The organism is Aliiruegeria sabulilitoris (genome assembly GCF_001558155.1).
In the GTDB taxonomy this organism is placed as follows: Bacteria; Pseudomonadota; Alphaproteobacteria; order Rhodobacterales; family Rhodobacteraceae; genus Tropicimonas; species Tropicimonas sabulilitoris.
Genome location: NZ_LOAS01000007.1, coordinates 114,166 through 129,774, shown reverse-complemented (window position 1 = coordinate 129,774; position 15,609 = coordinate 114,166). Strand labels below are relative to the sequence as shown.

General features: G+C 63.5%; 13 protein-coding genes. 9 read left to right on the top strand and 4 right to left on the bottom strand.

Annotation, left to right across the window (positions count from 1 at the left end; all coding sequences use genetic code 11):
* Window positions 1-116 precede the first annotated feature (116 nt).
* From metA to AX756_RS06745, 5 genes are all read left to right on the top strand, one after another.
* Window positions 117-1,043, top strand: coding sequence for a homoserine O-acetyltransferase MetA (gene metA / locus AX756_RS06765; RefSeq protein WP_068309695.1), 927 nt, complete (start codon window positions 117-119; stop codon window positions 1,041-1,043).
* A gap of 10 nt (window positions 1,044-1,053) precedes the next feature.
* Window positions 1,054-1,926 (top strand): alpha/beta fold hydrolase, encoded by an 873-nt coding sequence (locus AX756_RS06760; RefSeq protein WP_068309694.1) that lies wholly within the window; start codon window positions 1,054-1,056, stop codon window positions 1,924-1,926.
* 44 nt (window positions 1,927-1,970) lie between these two features.
* Entirely contained in the window at window positions 1,971-2,843 is an 873-nt protein-coding gene (gene ppk2, locus AX756_RS06755) for a polyphosphate kinase 2 (protein WP_068309693.1), read from the top strand.
* The gene (locus AX756_RS06750; RefSeq protein ID WP_068309692.1) at window positions 2,836-3,453 is read left to right on the top strand and encodes a TetR/AcrR family transcriptional regulator; all 618 of its coding nucleotides are present in this window, start codon (window positions 2,836-2,838) and stop codon (window positions 3,451-3,453) included. The genes ppk2 and AX756_RS06750 overlap by 8 nt, the downstream gene beginning before the upstream one ends.
* 285 nt (window positions 3,454-3,738) lie before the next feature.
* On the top strand, window positions 3,739-3,969 hold the full coding sequence (locus tag AX756_RS06745; RefSeq protein ID WP_068309691.1) for a hypothetical protein: 231 nt from the start codon (window positions 3,739-3,741) through the stop codon (window positions 3,967-3,969).
* Here the strand turns inward: AX756_RS06745 and AX756_RS06740 are convergent, their stop codons facing one another.
* On the bottom strand, window positions 3,970-4,608 hold the full coding sequence (locus AX756_RS06740) for a helix-turn-helix domain-containing protein (RefSeq protein ID WP_068309690.1): 639 nt from the start codon (window positions 4,606-4,608) through the stop codon (window positions 3,970-3,972).
* A gap of 133 nt (window positions 4,609-4,741) precedes the next feature.
* On the opposite strand from AX756_RS06740, the gene AX756_RS06735 reads away from it, so the two are divergent.
* From AX756_RS06735 to AX756_RS06725, 3 genes are all read left to right on the top strand, one after another.
* Window positions 4,742-6,253 (top strand): class I adenylate-forming enzyme family protein, encoded by a 1,512-nt coding sequence (locus AX756_RS06735; protein WP_068309689.1) that lies wholly within the window; start codon window positions 4,742-4,744, stop codon window positions 6,251-6,253.
* A gap of 184 nt (window positions 6,254-6,437) precedes the next feature.
* Window positions 6,438-7,082, top strand: a complete 645-nt coding sequence (locus tag AX756_RS06730; RefSeq protein WP_068309688.1) for a DsbA family oxidoreductase — start codon at window positions 6,438-6,440, stop codon at window positions 7,080-7,082.
* A gap of 44 nt (window positions 7,083-7,126) precedes the next feature.
* Window positions 7,127-8,305 carry a multidrug effflux MFS transporter gene (locus tag AX756_RS06725; protein ID WP_082738994.1) on the top strand — a complete coding sequence of 393 codons (1,179 nt, stop codon included), beginning with the start codon at window positions 7,127-7,129 and terminating at the stop codon, window positions 8,303-8,305.
* A gap of 72 nt (window positions 8,306-8,377) precedes the next feature.
* Here the strand turns inward: AX756_RS06725 and AX756_RS06720 are convergent, their stop codons facing one another.
* Together AX756_RS06720 and mfd are read right to left on the bottom strand one after the other, a co-directional pair.
* Window positions 8,378-8,893, bottom strand: coding sequence for a hypothetical protein (locus AX756_RS06720; protein WP_156461411.1), 516 nt, complete (start codon window positions 8,891-8,893; stop codon window positions 8,378-8,380).
* 109 nt (window positions 8,894-9,002) lie between these two features.
* Entirely contained in the window at window positions 9,003-12,461 is a 3,459-nt protein-coding gene (gene mfd / locus AX756_RS06715; protein WP_068309685.1) for a transcription-repair coupling factor, read from the bottom strand.
* Window positions 12,462-12,704: 243 nt separating this feature from the next.
* Here mfd and AX756_RS06710 point away from each other — a divergent pair, with 243 nt between their 5' ends.
* Window positions 12,705-15,125: a GcvT family protein gene (locus tag AX756_RS06710; protein ID WP_068309684.1), complete on the top strand. Its 2,421-nt coding sequence runs from the start codon at window positions 12,705-12,707 to the stop codon at window positions 15,123-15,125.
* Window positions 15,126-15,175: 50 nt separating this feature from the next.
* Here AX756_RS06710 and AX756_RS06705 read toward each other — a convergent pair whose 3' ends face one another.
* Complete coding sequence (locus AX756_RS06705; RefSeq protein WP_068309683.1) at window positions 15,176-15,547, bottom strand: Hint domain-containing protein; 372 nt, start codon at window positions 15,545-15,547, stop codon at window positions 15,176-15,178.
* Window positions 15,548-15,609 lie beyond the last annotated feature (62 nt).

Genomic DNA, 15,609 nt, shown 5'->3' with positions numbered 1-15,609 from the left:
TGCCAATGAGCCTGCCGGCGCCCGGCAGGCTGGACGCCATGGGGCGCCGCAGTCTGGGCGCTTGTGATCGCGGGGCAAAAGTCCTATCTGAAACTCTCCAATTGCGGAGATTTTCGATGCCGATCAAGATGCCCTCGAACCTGCCTGCCTTCGACATCCTTCAGACCGAGGGTGTCATGGTCATGGGCCAGGGGCGCGCGGACCGGCAGGATATCCGCCCGCTGCGCATCGCGTTGCTGAACCTGATGCCGAAGAAGATCCAGACGGAGACGCAATTTGCCCGGCTCATCGGGGCGACGCCGCTGCAGATAGACCTCAGCCTAATCCGGATTTCGAGCCACGAGGCCAAGAACACCGCCGCCGCCCACATGGAAGAGTTCTATCGCCCCTGGACGGAGGTCACGGATGAGAAGTTCGACGGGCTGATCATCACCGGCGCGCCGGTGGAGCAACTGCCCTTCGAAGCGGTGACCTATTGGGACGAGTTGACCCAGATCTTCGACTGGACCCAGACCAACGTGCATTCCACCTTCGGCGTCTGCTGGGGCGGCATGGCGATGATCAACCATTTTCACGGGGTAAAGAAGTATATGCTGCCGCAGAAGGCCTTCGGCTGTTTCCGGCATCAGAACCTTGCCCCTGCCTCGCCCTATCTGCGCGGGTTCTCCGACGACCTGCTGATGCCGGTCAGCCGCTGGACGGAAGTGCGCCAGGACGAGGTCGAGGCCGTCCCGGACCTCATCCCGCTGATCGGATCGGACGAGGCCGGCCCGGCGCTGGTCGAGGACCCGCCCCATCGTGCACTCTACATGTTCAACCATTTCGAATATGACAGCGGCACGCTGAAGGAAGAATATGACCGCGACGTGGAGGCCGGAACGCCGATCAACGTCCCGGTGAATTACTATCCCGACGACGATCCCGAGAACATGCCGACCAACCGTTGGCGCAGCCATGCGCATTTGCTTTATGGCAACTGGGTCAACGAGATCTACCAGACAACGCCGTTCGACCTCGATGCGATCGGCACCGGACATTGGTGAGACAGCCCGGATGAACTTCAATGCGCAAGCCCCCGCGATGACAGGAAAATTCATCGAAGCCGGAGGCAGGCGCGTCCATGCCCACATCATGGGCTCGGGGCCGGATGTCATCCTGGTTCACGGTGCCTCGGTGAATGCGCGGGACTTCACCTTCGGGTTTGCCCAGAAGCTCAGCCAGCATTTCCGGGTGATCGCCTTCGACCGGCCCGGGATGGGCTTTTCGGACCCGTTGCACCCGCAGGGCGAGAGCATGTCCGAACAGGCCGTACAGCTGGACGCGGCAGCGGAAGCGCTCGGCATCGAGCGTGCGGTGATCGTTGGCCATTCCTTTGGCGGGGGCGTGGCCATGGCTTGGGCACTCGACCGCCCGGCCCGTGTCGGCGCCGTCGTGACCGTCGCCGGCATCACCATGCCCTGGCCCGAGACGATGGAGGCCTTTCGCCGTCTCGCCTCGCGCGAGCCCGATGGTGCAGAACTGGTACCGCTGATATCGGTCGTGACCTCGCGCGCATTTACCCATTCCACGCTGGAGACCATCTTTGCCCCGCAACCCGTGCCCGCGGGCTACGGCGATTTCCTCTTATTGCCGCCCGAGCGGCGCCGTCCTAGCTTTCGCGCCAATTCGCGCCAGATCGCAAAACTGGCGCCGCAGGTGGCGGAAATGGCAAAACGCTACCCGTCGCTTCACCTGCCGGTGGAAATGGTGCATGGCACGCATGACGCCGTGGGGTCGGTCATGGTCCACGCCCGGCAGATGGCCCGCCGCCTGCCCGACGCGCGGCTGACCGAGCTTGCCGGCATTGGGCATATGCCGCACCATGTCTGCCCCGAGCCAGTGGTTGCGGCGATTATACGCGCGGTAGCACGGGCCGGATTGCACTGATCCTGCGAGACGGACATACTAAGTCCCGACGAAGAGGGAATAACATGTCACATTTGCCGTTCGATGGTGCCATCAGCACGTTCTACAGAAAGAAAGCTCCCGAACACGTTCGCGAAGCGATCAAGGATGGGGGCGGCAAGCCGATCCTGAACCTGACCTATCCCTACAAGGAGCGGTTGTCGAAGGACGAGTATGAGGAGACGCTGCACAAGCTTCAGATCGAACTCGTCAAGTTGCAGGCCTGGGCGCAGAACAAGGGCGAGCGGATCGCGGTGGTTTTCGAAGGCCGCGACACTGCCGGCAAGGGCGGCGCGATCAAACGCTTCTCCGAGCATATGAACCCGCGGGCGACGCGGGTGGTGGCGCTTTCGACTCCCTCGAACCGCGAAGCCAGCCAGTGGTACTTCCAACGCTATATCGAACACATGCCGGCCAAGGGCGAGATCTGCCTCTTCGACCGTTCCTGGTACAACCGGGGTGTGGTCGAGAAGGTCTTCGGCTTCTGCACCGACGAACAGCGCCAGGCCTTTTTCAAACAACTCCCCGATTTCGAGAAGCTGATAACCGAGGACGGCATTCGCCTGTTCAAGATCTGGCTGAACATCTCCCAGGCCGAACAGCTCAACCGGATGCTTTCGCGCGAGCATGACCCGCTCAAGCAGTGGAAGCTTTCCAAGATCGACGTGGAGGGCCTGAGCTACTGGGAAGAGTATTCGGACGCGATTTCCGAGACCCTTCACCTTACCCATGAGATCTACGCCCCCTGGTCGGTGATCCGCGCCGATGACAAACGGCGCGCGCGTATCGCCTGCATCCGCCTCGTTCTCAGCCAGATCGAGTATGACGGCAAGAAAGACAAGGTGGTTGGCGAGGTCGATCCCAAGATCTGCGGGGGTCCTGCCCTGATCCATGCCTAAACGTGGCTACCACCACGGGAACCTGAAACAGGCACTGGTCGATGCGGCATTGGGCCTTATCGAGGCCAAGGGCCCGCAGGGTTTTACGCTGTCTGAAGCGGCCAAGGCGGCGGGTGTGACACCCGCGGCCGTCTACCGCCATTTTCAGGGCCGCGAGGACCTGATTGCGGAGATCGCCCGGCAGGGCTTCGAGATTTTCGCCGATCTCATGGAATACGCCTACGAGAAGGGCCAGCCCTCGGCGCTGGCCAGCTTCGAGTCCACCTGCCGCGCCTATCTCGCCTTTGCCCGCAAGAATCCGGGCCATTACCAGGCGATGTTCGAAAGCGGCCTGTCGGTGAACCGGACATCCGAGCTGGCCGCCGCCGCCGCGCGGGCCAAGGATGTGCTCGAAAGGGCCGCGGCGGAGCTCTCGGAGCATATCCCGCCCGAAAAGCGCCCTCCCTCGCAGATGGTCTCGGCCCATATCTGGGCCATGTCCCACGGCGTGGTCGAGCTATATGCCCGTGGCACCCCCGGCGGGCGCACCCCCTTCCCGGCCGAAGATCTGCTCGAAACCGGGATCGGGATCTACCTGCGCGGGCTTGGTCTTCTGCCGCCGGACGCGTGAAAGCCGCCCGAACGCCGCACTGCGGCAACTCCGCTGCCCCGCCCCTCGGGAGCGACGCGCGCGATCACACCTCGCCGATTGGTTGATTCGTTTTACCGAATCGCCAGATGAGAGCGCTAACCTACTGAATTCGCTGCATTTGCCATCGCACAACAGAACTGAAACAATCCTGTAACAACAATGGTTTGATCCATTTTCATGACGATCGGGCGAAGAATTTTTCCGCAGTGCAGCATTTTTGACTATTCTATCTCGAACAACCTACGCCACACGAGGAGGAGCGTGATGACCTGGGGGGATTTACTGCAGAACTGGCATTGCCAGATCGAATGCCTTGTTGCCTGTTTCCCGCATGCAGATCCGGAGGCGCTGGTCCGCTTTCGCGGCAATCGCGACCTGCTGGCGGAGTATATCGCCGACACGCATGAGCTGACACTGGCCGAAGGCTTCGAGGCCATCGAGATGCGGCTTCTGCCCTGCGCCGGTCGGCCCGCCGACCTTCTGGCCGCCGAGTGATCAGGTCAGCGACGTCACCCACAGGATGGTTGCATCCTCGGGGCTGACAGACACCACGTTATGCCCCATCGTGGCATCGTAATAGGCGCTGTCGCCCCGTCGCATCTCCACCGGCGCGTAGAATTCCGTGTAGAGGCGGATCACGCCCGTCAGCACCAGCAGGAATTCCTCGCCATCATGGCGCACCCAGCCGTCATATTCCTCCATCGACCGCGCCCGCACCCGCGCCCGGTAGGGCAGCATCTTCTTGCTGGTCAGGTTCTCGGCCAGAAGCTCGTGCTCATAGGTCGTGGTCGCATGGGCCGCGCCCTCGCCGGCCTTGGTCACCACCATGCGTCCGTTCGCCTCGACCCGCGCTGGCGGCGTGAAAAGCTGCGGCACCGAGATGCTCAGCCCTTCGGCCAGCTTCTTGAGCGCCTCGTAGGTCGGCGACATCTGGCCATTCTCGATCTTGGAGAGCGTCGAACGGGCAAGCCCCGCCTGCCCGGCCGCCTGTTCCAACGTCCAGCCGCGCGCCTTGCGCAGATCGCGCACCCGCACACCAAGATCCAGCGGTTCGCCCTCCATGGTCTCCCCCGACTCGCGGGCGATGCGGATCAGGGATTTCGGGTCGTTTTGCGGGCTGGTGGCATCTGACATGGAGCGTTTCTATGCAGAGCCGGCACCCTTCGCAATGGCCCCATCGATGCGGCGCGCCCGCGCCCGGTCAGAGCCGGGCTCCATGATTGTCCCAACGCTTGCCCCACGCCGCGCGCTTTCGTAGGTCGGATGCATGCTTTCGATCCACGACGATACCGCACCGCCCCCGCCGCCCGCTGCCTTCAACATGGCCGCGCATGTGCTCGTGCATGCCGAGACTCAGCCCGACAAGACGGCCCTTGCCATTCTCTCGGCCAGCCGGGCCGCCCGCTGGCGCTATGGCGCGCTGGCACAGGCCATCGAAGGGATCGGCGCCGGGCTTCTGGCCTTCGGGCTGACCCCGGGCGACAGGCTGCTGATGCGGCTGGGCAACGAGGTAGAGTTCCCACTGGCCTTTCTCGGCGCCATCTGGGCCGGGATCGTTCCCATTCCCGCATCAGCCGCGCTGACCGTGCCAGAGATCAGCCGAATTGCCGCGGAAACCCGCCCGGCGGCCATTGTCGCCGCCCCCGACATCTCTTTGCCCGATCCCTGCGCCTGCCCGGTCATTCCCACGCTGGCCTTGCGGGAGATGGAAACCACGCCGCCCTGCGCACCGGCTCTGGGCGATCCGAACCGTCCCGCCTATATCATCTACACCTCCGGCACGTCCGGGCAGCCGCGCGGCGTGGTGCATGCCCATCGCGCCGTCTGGGCGCGGCAGATGATGTGGCGCGACTGGTACGATCTGCGCCCCGATGACCGTATCCTCCATGCCGGCGCCTTCAACTGGACCTATACGCTCGGGACCGGCCTGCTGGACCCCTGGGCGATCGGCGCGACAGCGTTGATCCCGGCCGCCGGCACGACACCACAGCAGTTGCCCCTGCTGATGCGCCGCCATGACGCGACCCTCTTTGCTGCCGCCCCTGGCGTCTATCGCCAGATGCTGCGGGAGGCCGACACGCTCTCGCTGCCCAAACTGCGCCACGGCCTCTCGGCTGGCGAGAAACTGCCCCCGCGCCTCCGGAAGGCCTGGGAAGAAGCGACAGGCCGGGCGGTCCACGAAGCGCTCGGCATGTCGGAATGCTCGACCTACCTCTCCGGCAGCCCGAACCGCCCCGCCCCCGACGGCAGCTCCGGCTACCCGCAGCACGGACGCCGCCTCGCCATTCTGGGCCCGGACAACCAACCAGTGGCGCGCGGTGCCGCCGGCATCCTGGCGATCCACCGCGACGACCCCGGCCTGATGCTGGAGTATCTCGATGCGCCAGAGGAAACAGCAGGCCGTTCTTCGGGCGATTGGTTCCTGACGGGAGACATGGCGCGCATGGCGGAGGATGGAGCGATCACCTATCTCGGCCGCGATGACGACATGATGAATGCAGGCGGCTTCCGCGTCTCGCCGCTGGAAGTGGAAGCCGTGCTCGCCGGGTTCCCCGGCATTTCCGAGATTGCCTGTGCCGAAGTGGAGGTGAAAGCCGACACCACGGTCATCGGAGCCCTCTATACAGGTCGGGAAGAACTCGACGAGGAGATGCTGGCGGCATTTGCAGCAGACAACCTGGCGACATACAAATGCCCACGCTTCTATCGGCGGTTGGACAGTCTGCCCCGCAACGCAAATGGCAAAATCAACCGCCGTGCCCTGAGCAATCTGGATTGACCGAACCGGGGAGCGCGCCCTCCGGCGACGACCGTGAAACTCACCACGAACAGTATAGAAGCGCAGGCCGAAAACCCCGCCGCGGTGACGAAGAACTGCGCAAACAGGCCTGCGCGAGAGCCACACTCGGCAAACCGCCACAGATTTTCCTTGGCGCGGCGGGCTGGCCTGATAGAGGGAGATTATGATCAAACTCGACATTCTCTCCGACCCGATTTGCCCATGGTGTTACATCGGAAAGACCCTGCTCTTTAGTGCACTCGAACAACGGCCCGACCACGGTTTCGAAATCGAATGGCACCCATTTCAACTCAATCCCGACATGCCCAAGGCCGGCATGGATCGGCGAGAGTACCTGGAAACGAAATTCGGCGGCAAGCAGCAGGCGGTCGAAGTCTATTCCCGTATCGCCGAGGCCGCCGAATCCGCTGGGCTGAAGATCGATTTCGCCGCCATCCAACGCACGCCCAACACGCTCGACGCCCATCGCCTGATCCACTGGGCCGGGCTGGAAGGGCGGCAGACCGAGGTCGTCCAGTCGCTGTTCGACGCCTACTTCCTGCAGGGCCGCGACATCGGGGATCGCGACGTGCTGGCCGATCTTGCCGACAGTGCCGGGCTTGACGCCGCCGTGATCCGGCGCCTGCTCGACGGCGACGCCGATGCGGAGGATATCCGCGCCCGCGATGCCAACGCGCGCGAAAGAGGCGTGACGGGCGTGCCCACCTTCATCATCGCCAACCAACATGTCGTTCCAGGCGCGCAACAGCCCGATCTCTGGATCCGGCTTGTCGACGAGATTAGCGGACAACTCGGCAGCAAACCGTGACGCCCCCCGAGAAACCCCTTGGCCAGGTGGAATTCATTGCCCTGATGGCAATGCTCTTTGCCATGGTGGCCTTCTCGATCGACGCCATGTTGCCGGCCCTGCCGGAGATCGCGGCCGACATCTCGCCCGAGGCGCCCAACCGGGCGCAATTGATCATCACCAGCTTCGTGCTTGGCATGGGGCTCGGGACGCTCTGCACCGGACCACTCTCGGACACCTTTGGCCGCAAGCCTGTGATTGTCGCCGGGGCCGGCCTTTACATCATCGGCGCCGGGCTGGCTCTGATGGCCAACTCGGTCGAGACGATCTTTGCCGCCCGCCTGATCCAGGGGGTTGGCGCGGCCGGGCCGCGCGTGGTGGCCGTGGCGATCATTCGCGACCTGCATTCGGGTCGGCAGATGGCGCGGATGATGTCTTTCATCATGCTGGTCTTCACCCTCGTTCCGGCAATCGCTCCGACGCTCGGCGCGGGGATCATCTGGCTTGCCGGGTGGCATGCGGTATTCATCGCCTTCATCCTGTTCGCGGTGCTCTCGACGCTCTGGCTGTCCCTTCGCCAGCCAGAGACGCTGCCGCCCGAGAGCCGCCGCCCATTCCGGATCGATCCGCTGCTGGAGGGCGTCAAGGAGATCGTCACGCATCGAGTCGTGGCGCTGTCGCTCGCGACACAGGCCCTTGTTTTCGGAGCCTTCTTCGCAACGCTTTCCTCGACCCAGCAGGTCTTTGACCAGACATTCGGGCGCGGCGAGAATTTCCATTTCTGGTTCGGCGCCATCGCGCTCTGCGCCGCCCCGGCAAGCATCATCAATGCGCGGCTGGTCGAGCGGATCGGCATGCGCGGCATGATCACCCGGGTCCTGGGGATGGAGATAGCTTTGACCACCCTGGCCGTCGGCCTCAGCTGGCTGACCCCGCTGGGTGCAACCGCGTTGTTCTACGTCTATTTTCTCTGGACCATCAGCATGTTCTTCATGGTCGGGCTGACGGGCGGCAACCTGAACGCGCTCTCCATGGAACCGATGGGACATCTGGCCGGGCTCACCGCCTCCGTCACCGGCTCGCTCGGCACCATCGGCGCCGTCGCCCTGGCCATTCCGCTGGGTCTTGCCTTTGACGGCACGCCGCTGCCGCTCATGGTCGGAAGTCTTGTGCTGGTGACACTCGCCTTTGGCATGATGCTTCTGCTGCGGGCGACAGATCCTCAACGCCACGTGGCAACCTGAAAATCACGCCGCAACAAGAAGAACGCCCGACACGAATGCCGGGCGTTGTGATTTCAAAGCGTAGAGGCGCGGTTATTGCGCCATCATTTCCTTCTGGCAGGCGCGCGTAGCTTCCATGGCCATCTTGGTGCCTGTCAGGTCGATCTCCACCGCGTTCTCCATGCCTGGATTGATCGTCAGCGTCTGTTTCATCGCCAGATCTTCGCCGAAATTGGGGTTGTTTGCCACGACATAGCCGCCGGCGAAGCCCTCACGCGCGGCTCCGGTGGCCATGCCCGCGAACATATCGCCGTCGAGATCGAACTTGACCTCGCGCTCCTCGCCATCGCCAATCTCTACTTCGCCTGAGCTATAAACCGCTAGAAAGCCGAATTTCTCGTTGTCACCCTCGCCCAGCATCGCCATTTCAGTGCCGATCTGGATGACATAGGGTTCCTGCTGGGTTTCCATGAAGCAACCCTTGGTCGCCTCGTTGTAGAAGATCCCCCACCCCTCGACCGTGTCCTTGGCCATGAAGGGTTGTGCAACTGCACCGGACGCTACGAAACAAACAATTGCCGCCACGGCGGCCCTACGAAACGCGAACATGTCTTTCCTCCCAAAAGTTCTTCCGGGCGCTCGAAAAATGCCGAGCGCCCTTGTGACCCTGCCCTCAAAGCGCATGACGGATCAAGGTCGATAATCTCAGTTGAGGCGCCTATTTTCGGCCCACGACCGGCTTCGCCCGCGCCTGTTCTGCCAGATCCCGCGCGATGGCGAAGGCCCCCTTGATCTTGTCGGCATTGTTCTTCCAGTCCCGTCGCACGACGATCTTGTTGTCGCGCACCTTGGCCAGCCCGTTCTGGGCCTGCACGAAGGTCACCAGCCCGGCCGGGTTGGCGAACTTGTCATTGTGGAACTGGATCACCGCGCCTTTGGGGCCGCCATCTAGCTTGGAAATGCCGGCGCGCTTGCACATCGCCTTGATCCGCACGATCAGGAGCAGCGTGTTGACCTCTTTGGGCAGTTTGCCGAAACGGTCGATCAACTCGGCGGCGAAGCCTTCCAGCTCAACCTTGGTCGTCAGCCCCGACAGGCGGCGATAGAGGCCAAGGCGCACATCCAGATCGGGCACGTAGTCCTCCGGGATCAGCACCGGCACGCCGAGATTTATCGTCGGCGCCCATTGGCCGTCATCATCGGTGAGCCCTTCGAACTCGCCCGACCTGATCTTGCCGATCGCCTCTTCGAGCATGGTCTGGTAAAGCTCGTAGCCCACCTCGCGCATCTGCCCGGACTGCTCCTCCCCCACGAGGTTGCCCGCGCCGCGAATGTCGAGATCCTGGCTGGCCAGCGTGAAGCCCGCGCCGAGACTGTCGAGCGAGCCAAGTACCCGCAGCCGCTTCTGCGCCGTATCGGTCAGCCGCGCGCGGGGCTTGGTCGTCAGATAGGCATAGGCGCGTGTCTTGGCCCGCCCCACCCGGCCGCGGATCTGGTAAAGCTGCGCCAGGCCGAACATGTCGGCCCGATGCACCACCATCGTGTTCGCAGTCGGAATATCGAGGCCGCTTTCCACGATTGTCGTGGCTAGGAGCACGTCGAACTTGCCGTCATAGAAGGCGTTCATGCGGTCATCCAACGCGCCCGCCGCCATCTGGCCGTGGGCGACGACATACGTGACTTCCGGCACCTGCTCCTTAAGGAAATTCTCGATCTCGCGCAGGTCCGTGATGCGCGGAACGACATAGAAGCTCTGCCCGCCCCGGTAATGCTCGCGCAGGAGCGCCTCGCGGATCGTGACCGCGTCGAACTCGCTGACATAGGTACGGATGGCCAGCCGGTCGATCGGCGGCGTGCCGATGATCGACAGGTCCCGCACACCCGAAAGCGACATCTGCAAGGTGCGCGGGATCGGCGTCGCGGTCAGCGTCAGCACATGGATATCGGTGCGCATATCCTTGAGCCGCTCCTTGTGCTGGACGCCGAAATGCTGCTCCTCGTCGATGATCAGCAGGCCGAGATTGTGGAACTTCACCTGCTTGGCCAGCAGCGCATGGGTGCCGATGGCGATATCGACCGAACCGTCGGCGATGCCCTTGCGGGTTTCGGTGGCCTCCTTCGCGGGCACGAAGCGCGACAGCTGCCGCACCTTGAGCGGGAAGCCCCGGAAACGGTCCTTGAAGGATTTCGCGTGCTGGCGCGCGAGCAGCGTCGTCGGCGCGATCACCGCCACCTGCATGCCCGACATCGCGGCCACGAAGGCCGCCCGCATCGCCACTTCCGTCTTGCCGAAGCCGACATCGCCGCAGATCAGCCGGTCCATCGGCATTCCACGCTCCATGTCTTCCAGCACATCCTCGATGGCCTTCAGCTGGTCATCGGTCTCCTCGTATGGGAAACGGGCCGAGAACTCCTCCCACATGTGATGGTCGATCTGCATCACCGGCGCACGGCGCAAGGCGCGCTCGGCGGCAATGCGCATCAGCTTGTCGGCGATCTGCCGGATCCGCTCCTTGAGCTTGGCCTTCTTGGCCTGCCAGGCACCGCCGCCCAGCTTGTCGAGCAGGCCTTCCTCATGGCCGAACCGCGACAGTAGCTCGATATTTTCCACCGGCAGGTAGAGCCGCGCCTCTTCGGCATATTCCAGGTGGATCATCTCGTGATCGGCGCCGAGCGCGTTCACGATCTCCAGCCCCTTGTAGCGCCCGACCCCGTGATCGACATGCACAACAAGGTCCCCCGGCGAGAGCGATTGCGCCTCGGTCAGGAAGTTCTCCGCCCGCCGCTTCTTGCGCGGACGGCGAATGAGCCGGTCGCCCAGAACGTCCTGTTCGGAGATGACCGTGAGCTTCTTGCCCTCAAAGCCATGTTCCAGTGCCCAGACGACGAGGAACAGCCCACCCACGCCCTCGGGCACATCGCGGAAATCAGTGATCTCCGTTGCACCCTGAACGCCCTCATCCGCCATGAGGCCAGCCAGACGCTCCCGCGCGCCCTCCGAATAGGAGGCAACAATCACCTGCCCATTGCCGCGCTTGGCCCGAATATGGTCGGCCAGCGCACCGAAAAGGCTGACCGTCTCCTGCTGCCGTTCAGGCGAGAAATTGCGCCCGATCCGTCCGCCGGCATCGATCACACCCGGCCCGACACCCTGCGGCAGCGCGCGGAGCGTCATCACCCGGTGGCTGGAAATCGCCGCCTCGAAGGCATCATCGTCGAGATAGAGTGTCTCCGGCGCAGCGGGCTTGTAGACGGAATCCAGCCGCGCCTTGGACTTCATCGCCTCGACGCGATTGTCGTAGCTGTCGGTAATCCCCTCCCAACGGGAAATCCGCGCAGGTCCGGTCTGGTCGTCGAGCATTACCGTGGCATCCGGCAGGTAATCGAACAACGTTTCCAGCCGCTCGTGGAAGAACGGCAGCCAATGCTCCATGCCCGCCTGCTTGCGCCCCGCGCTCACCGCCTCGTAGAGCGGGTCATCCGTGCCCGCGGCACCAAATTCGATGCGATAGTTCTGCCGGAACCGCGTGATTGCCGCCTCGTCGAGGATCACTTCCGAGACCGGCGCCAGTTCCACCGCCTTCAGCTTCTCCACCGTGCGCTGGTTGGCCGGATCGAACCGCCGCGCGCCGTCTAACACGTCGCCGAACAGATCGAGCCGCACCGGGCCGCTCTGGCCGGGAGGAAATATGTCGATAATACCCCCGCGAATGGCGTAATCGCCCGGCTCCATCACCGTCGGCGCCTGGCTGAAACCCATCCGCACGAGGAAGGTCTTCAACCCCGCCTCGTCGATCCGGTCGCCCACGCGGGCGGCAAATGCCGCCTCGCGCAACACATCCCGCGCCGGCACTTTCTGCGTGGCCGCATTGAGCGTGGTCAGCAGCACGAAAGGCCCCGGAATTCCGGCCACCAAGGCTGCGAGTGTTGCCATGCGGGTGGCCGACACGTTCGGATTTGGCGAAACCCGATCGTAAGGCAGGCAATCCCAGTTGGGGAAATCCAGCACCACGGCGTTTGGCGCAAAGAAGTCGAGCGCCGCCCGCATCGCCGCCAGCCGCTTGTCGTCGCGCGCGACATGGACGATGGGCGCCCCCTTCTCCAGTTCGCGCGCCAGCAGAAGCGCGTCGAACCCTTCCGGCGCACCGCCGGCAACGATATGTGCAGGATCTGTCATGATACAGCTTCCCTAGTCCAGCCATGGGCGGTGTCAACAGTCGGGGAAAAGATCTCGCCCCTTACTAGCGGCATCCCTTGCCCGGAGAACTGCCCCCGCACTCTCACAAACGCTCCCCCGAAAGCGCGATCCGCAGGATCCTTCGCGGCCTTGCGTCCTGTTTCCGACATCCGTTGTCGCCTTTGGCCTTGCCTGCCCTGCGCGCGCCCGCGACCCTCAGACCAGCAACATGCGGAGGGCATCATGAAATCCACAACCCAGGTCTGTGTCATCGGGGGCGGCGTGGTCGGCTGTTCGGTGTTGTATCACCTGACCAAGCTCGGCTGGAACGACGTGATGCTTCTTGAGCGCTCCGAGCTGACCAGCGGCTCGACCTGGCACGCAGCGGGCGGGTTTCACACGCTCAACGGCGACACGAACATGGCCGCGCTGCAGGGCTACACGATCCGGCTCTACAAGGAGCTGGAGGAGATCACCGGCATGTCCTGCGGCTTGCATCATGTCGGCGGCATCACGCTCGCGGACAGCCAGGAACGTTTCGACATGCTCAAGGCGGAGCGCGCCAAGCACCGCTACATGGGGCTTGAAACCGAGATCCTGTCGCCTTCCGAGATAAAGCAGATGGCCGAGCTGGTGAATGTCGATGGCATCGTCGGTGGCCTTTTCGACCCGTTGGACGGCCATCTGGACCCTGCCGGCACGACCCATGCCTATGCCAAGGCCGCGCGCATGGCCGGGGCCGAGATCGTGACCCATTGCATGGTGCGCGAGACGAATCCCCGCCCCGACGGCAGCTGGGACGTGGTGACCGACAAGGGCACGATCCATGCCGAACATGTCGTCAATGCCGGCGGCCTCTGGGCGCGGGAAGTCGCGGCGATGGCCGGTGTCTACCTGCCGCTCCTGCCGATGGCGCATCAATATATTGTCACCGACGATATCCCCGAGATCGCAAACCGCGCGACCGAGTTCCCCCATATCATGGACCCGGGCGGCGAGAGCTATATGCGCCAGGAGGGGCGCGGGCTTTGCATCGGGTTTTACGAGAAACCCTGCGAGGCCTGGTCGGTGGACGGCACGCCGTGGGGTTTTGGCCATGAACTGCTGAACGACCAGTTCGAGAAGATCGAGGACTCGATTGCCTTCGCCTATGCCCGCGTTCCCGTGCTGGAAACCGCCGGGGTGAAATCGGTGATCCACGGGCCGTTCACCTTCGCCCCCGATGGCAACCCGCTGGTTGGCCCGGTTACCGGCCTGCGCAACTACTGGGCCGCCGCGGCGGTCATGGCCGGCTTCAGCCAAGGTGGCGGTGTCGGCCTGACACTGGCGCAATGGATCATCGAGGGCCAGCCCGACCAGAACACATTCGCCCTCGATGTGGCGCGTTTCGGCAAGTGGACGACGCCCGACTACACCATCCCCAAGGTGATCGAGAACTACCAGAACCGCTTCTCGGTGAGCTTTCCCAACGAAGAGCTGCCCGCCGCGCGTCCGTTCCGCACAACCCAAATGTATGACATCTTCAAAGGGATGAACGCTGTTTTCGGCCAGCAATACGGGCTGGAGGTGGTCAATTACTTCGCGCCCGAGGGCGAGGAGCCCTACGAGACGCCGACATTCCGCCGATCCAACGCCTGGGAGGCGGTGCGGCAGGAGGTCATGGCCGTACGCGAGGCCGTCGGCATCAACGAGATCCAGAATTTCGGCAAGTTCCGCGTCACCGGTCCCAATGCCCGCGCGTGGCTCGACAAGATCATGGCGGGCCGCATCCCCAAACCGGGGCGCGTAGCGCTCTCACCCATGTTGGAACCCTCCGGACGGCTGATCGGCGATTTCACCATCTCCTGCCTGGCCGAGGGCGATTTCCAAATCACCGCCTCCTACGGCGCGCAGGATTACCACCTGCGCTGGTTCGAGCAGCATCTCGAAAGCGGCAGCGGCGTGCGGGTGCGCAATGTCTCGGACCGTCGTACGGGCTTCCAGATCGCCGGACCGAATGCGCGTGAACTGCTCCGTCGTGTCACGCGCGCGGATGTATCGGCCGAGGTGTTCCGGTTCATGGATGTCCGCCGCATGACGATCGGCATGGCCGATGCGGTCGTGCAGCGTCTCTCCTATACGGGCGATCTGGGCTACGAGATCTTCGTCGCGCCAGAAAGCCAGCGACACCTGTGGCATGTGCTGACCGAGGCCGGACAAGACCTCGGCCTGCGCCCCTTCGGGATGCGGGCGATGATGTCACTCAGGCTCGACAAGGGATTTGGCTCATGGCTGCGGGAATACTCGCCAGACTACACGCCTGCGGAAACTGGGCTGGACCGTTTCATCAACTGGAAGAAGCCCGAAGATTTTATTGGCCGGAAAGCCGCCGAGGACGAGCGTTCCAAGGGGCCGCGCCGCAAGCTCTGCACCTTCCTCGTCGAGGCTGAGGATGCCGATGTGGTGGCCTACGAACCGATCTGGATAGACGGCAAGGTGGAAGGTTTCTGCACGTCAGGCGGCTATTCGCATTTGACAGGGAAATCGGTCGCCATTGGCTTCGTACCGACAGAGCGGATCGCGGAAGGACTGCGAGCAGAGATCGAGATCCTGGGGGCAATGCGCCCGGCCACGCTCTATACAAAACCGCTCTTCGATCCGGATGGCGCACGCATGAGAGGCTGAATGCCAGCAAGCGGGAGGCGCGCCCACCTACGCTACAGTTCGGCGCGGGTTCAGTGCACCCGTTTGCCTGCCACAGCCGCCGAAGCGTATCCCGCGTCGAGTTGGAGTTTTCCCGTCTTCGAGGAAACCCGTCCGCCAACAGGCAGGGCCGTCGGCGCCGTCTTTCGATGCGCTTGCCGACCGAACATGACCTGGATCCGGAGACGTCCGGAGGTTCTGCAGCGGCGCAACTCCATCCATTGAACAGCGCAGCCGGCTTCCAGCGTCTCCATGACAACGCGGTCTCCGGGCCGCAATCTTTCGACCGGCAGCTCTCCGGCTCTTGTCATGACCGTATCACCGGGTTGAAAGACGCGCAGCGTGGGGTGCGCCGACGCGTCTGGGTCCGGCCGTTCTGCGGCCAGCTTGTGTTCTGCTATCATTCCTGCCTCTTCGGCGGCTCTTGTTCGGCCGTCCGTTAAAAACAGGTAACACCACGTCGGCT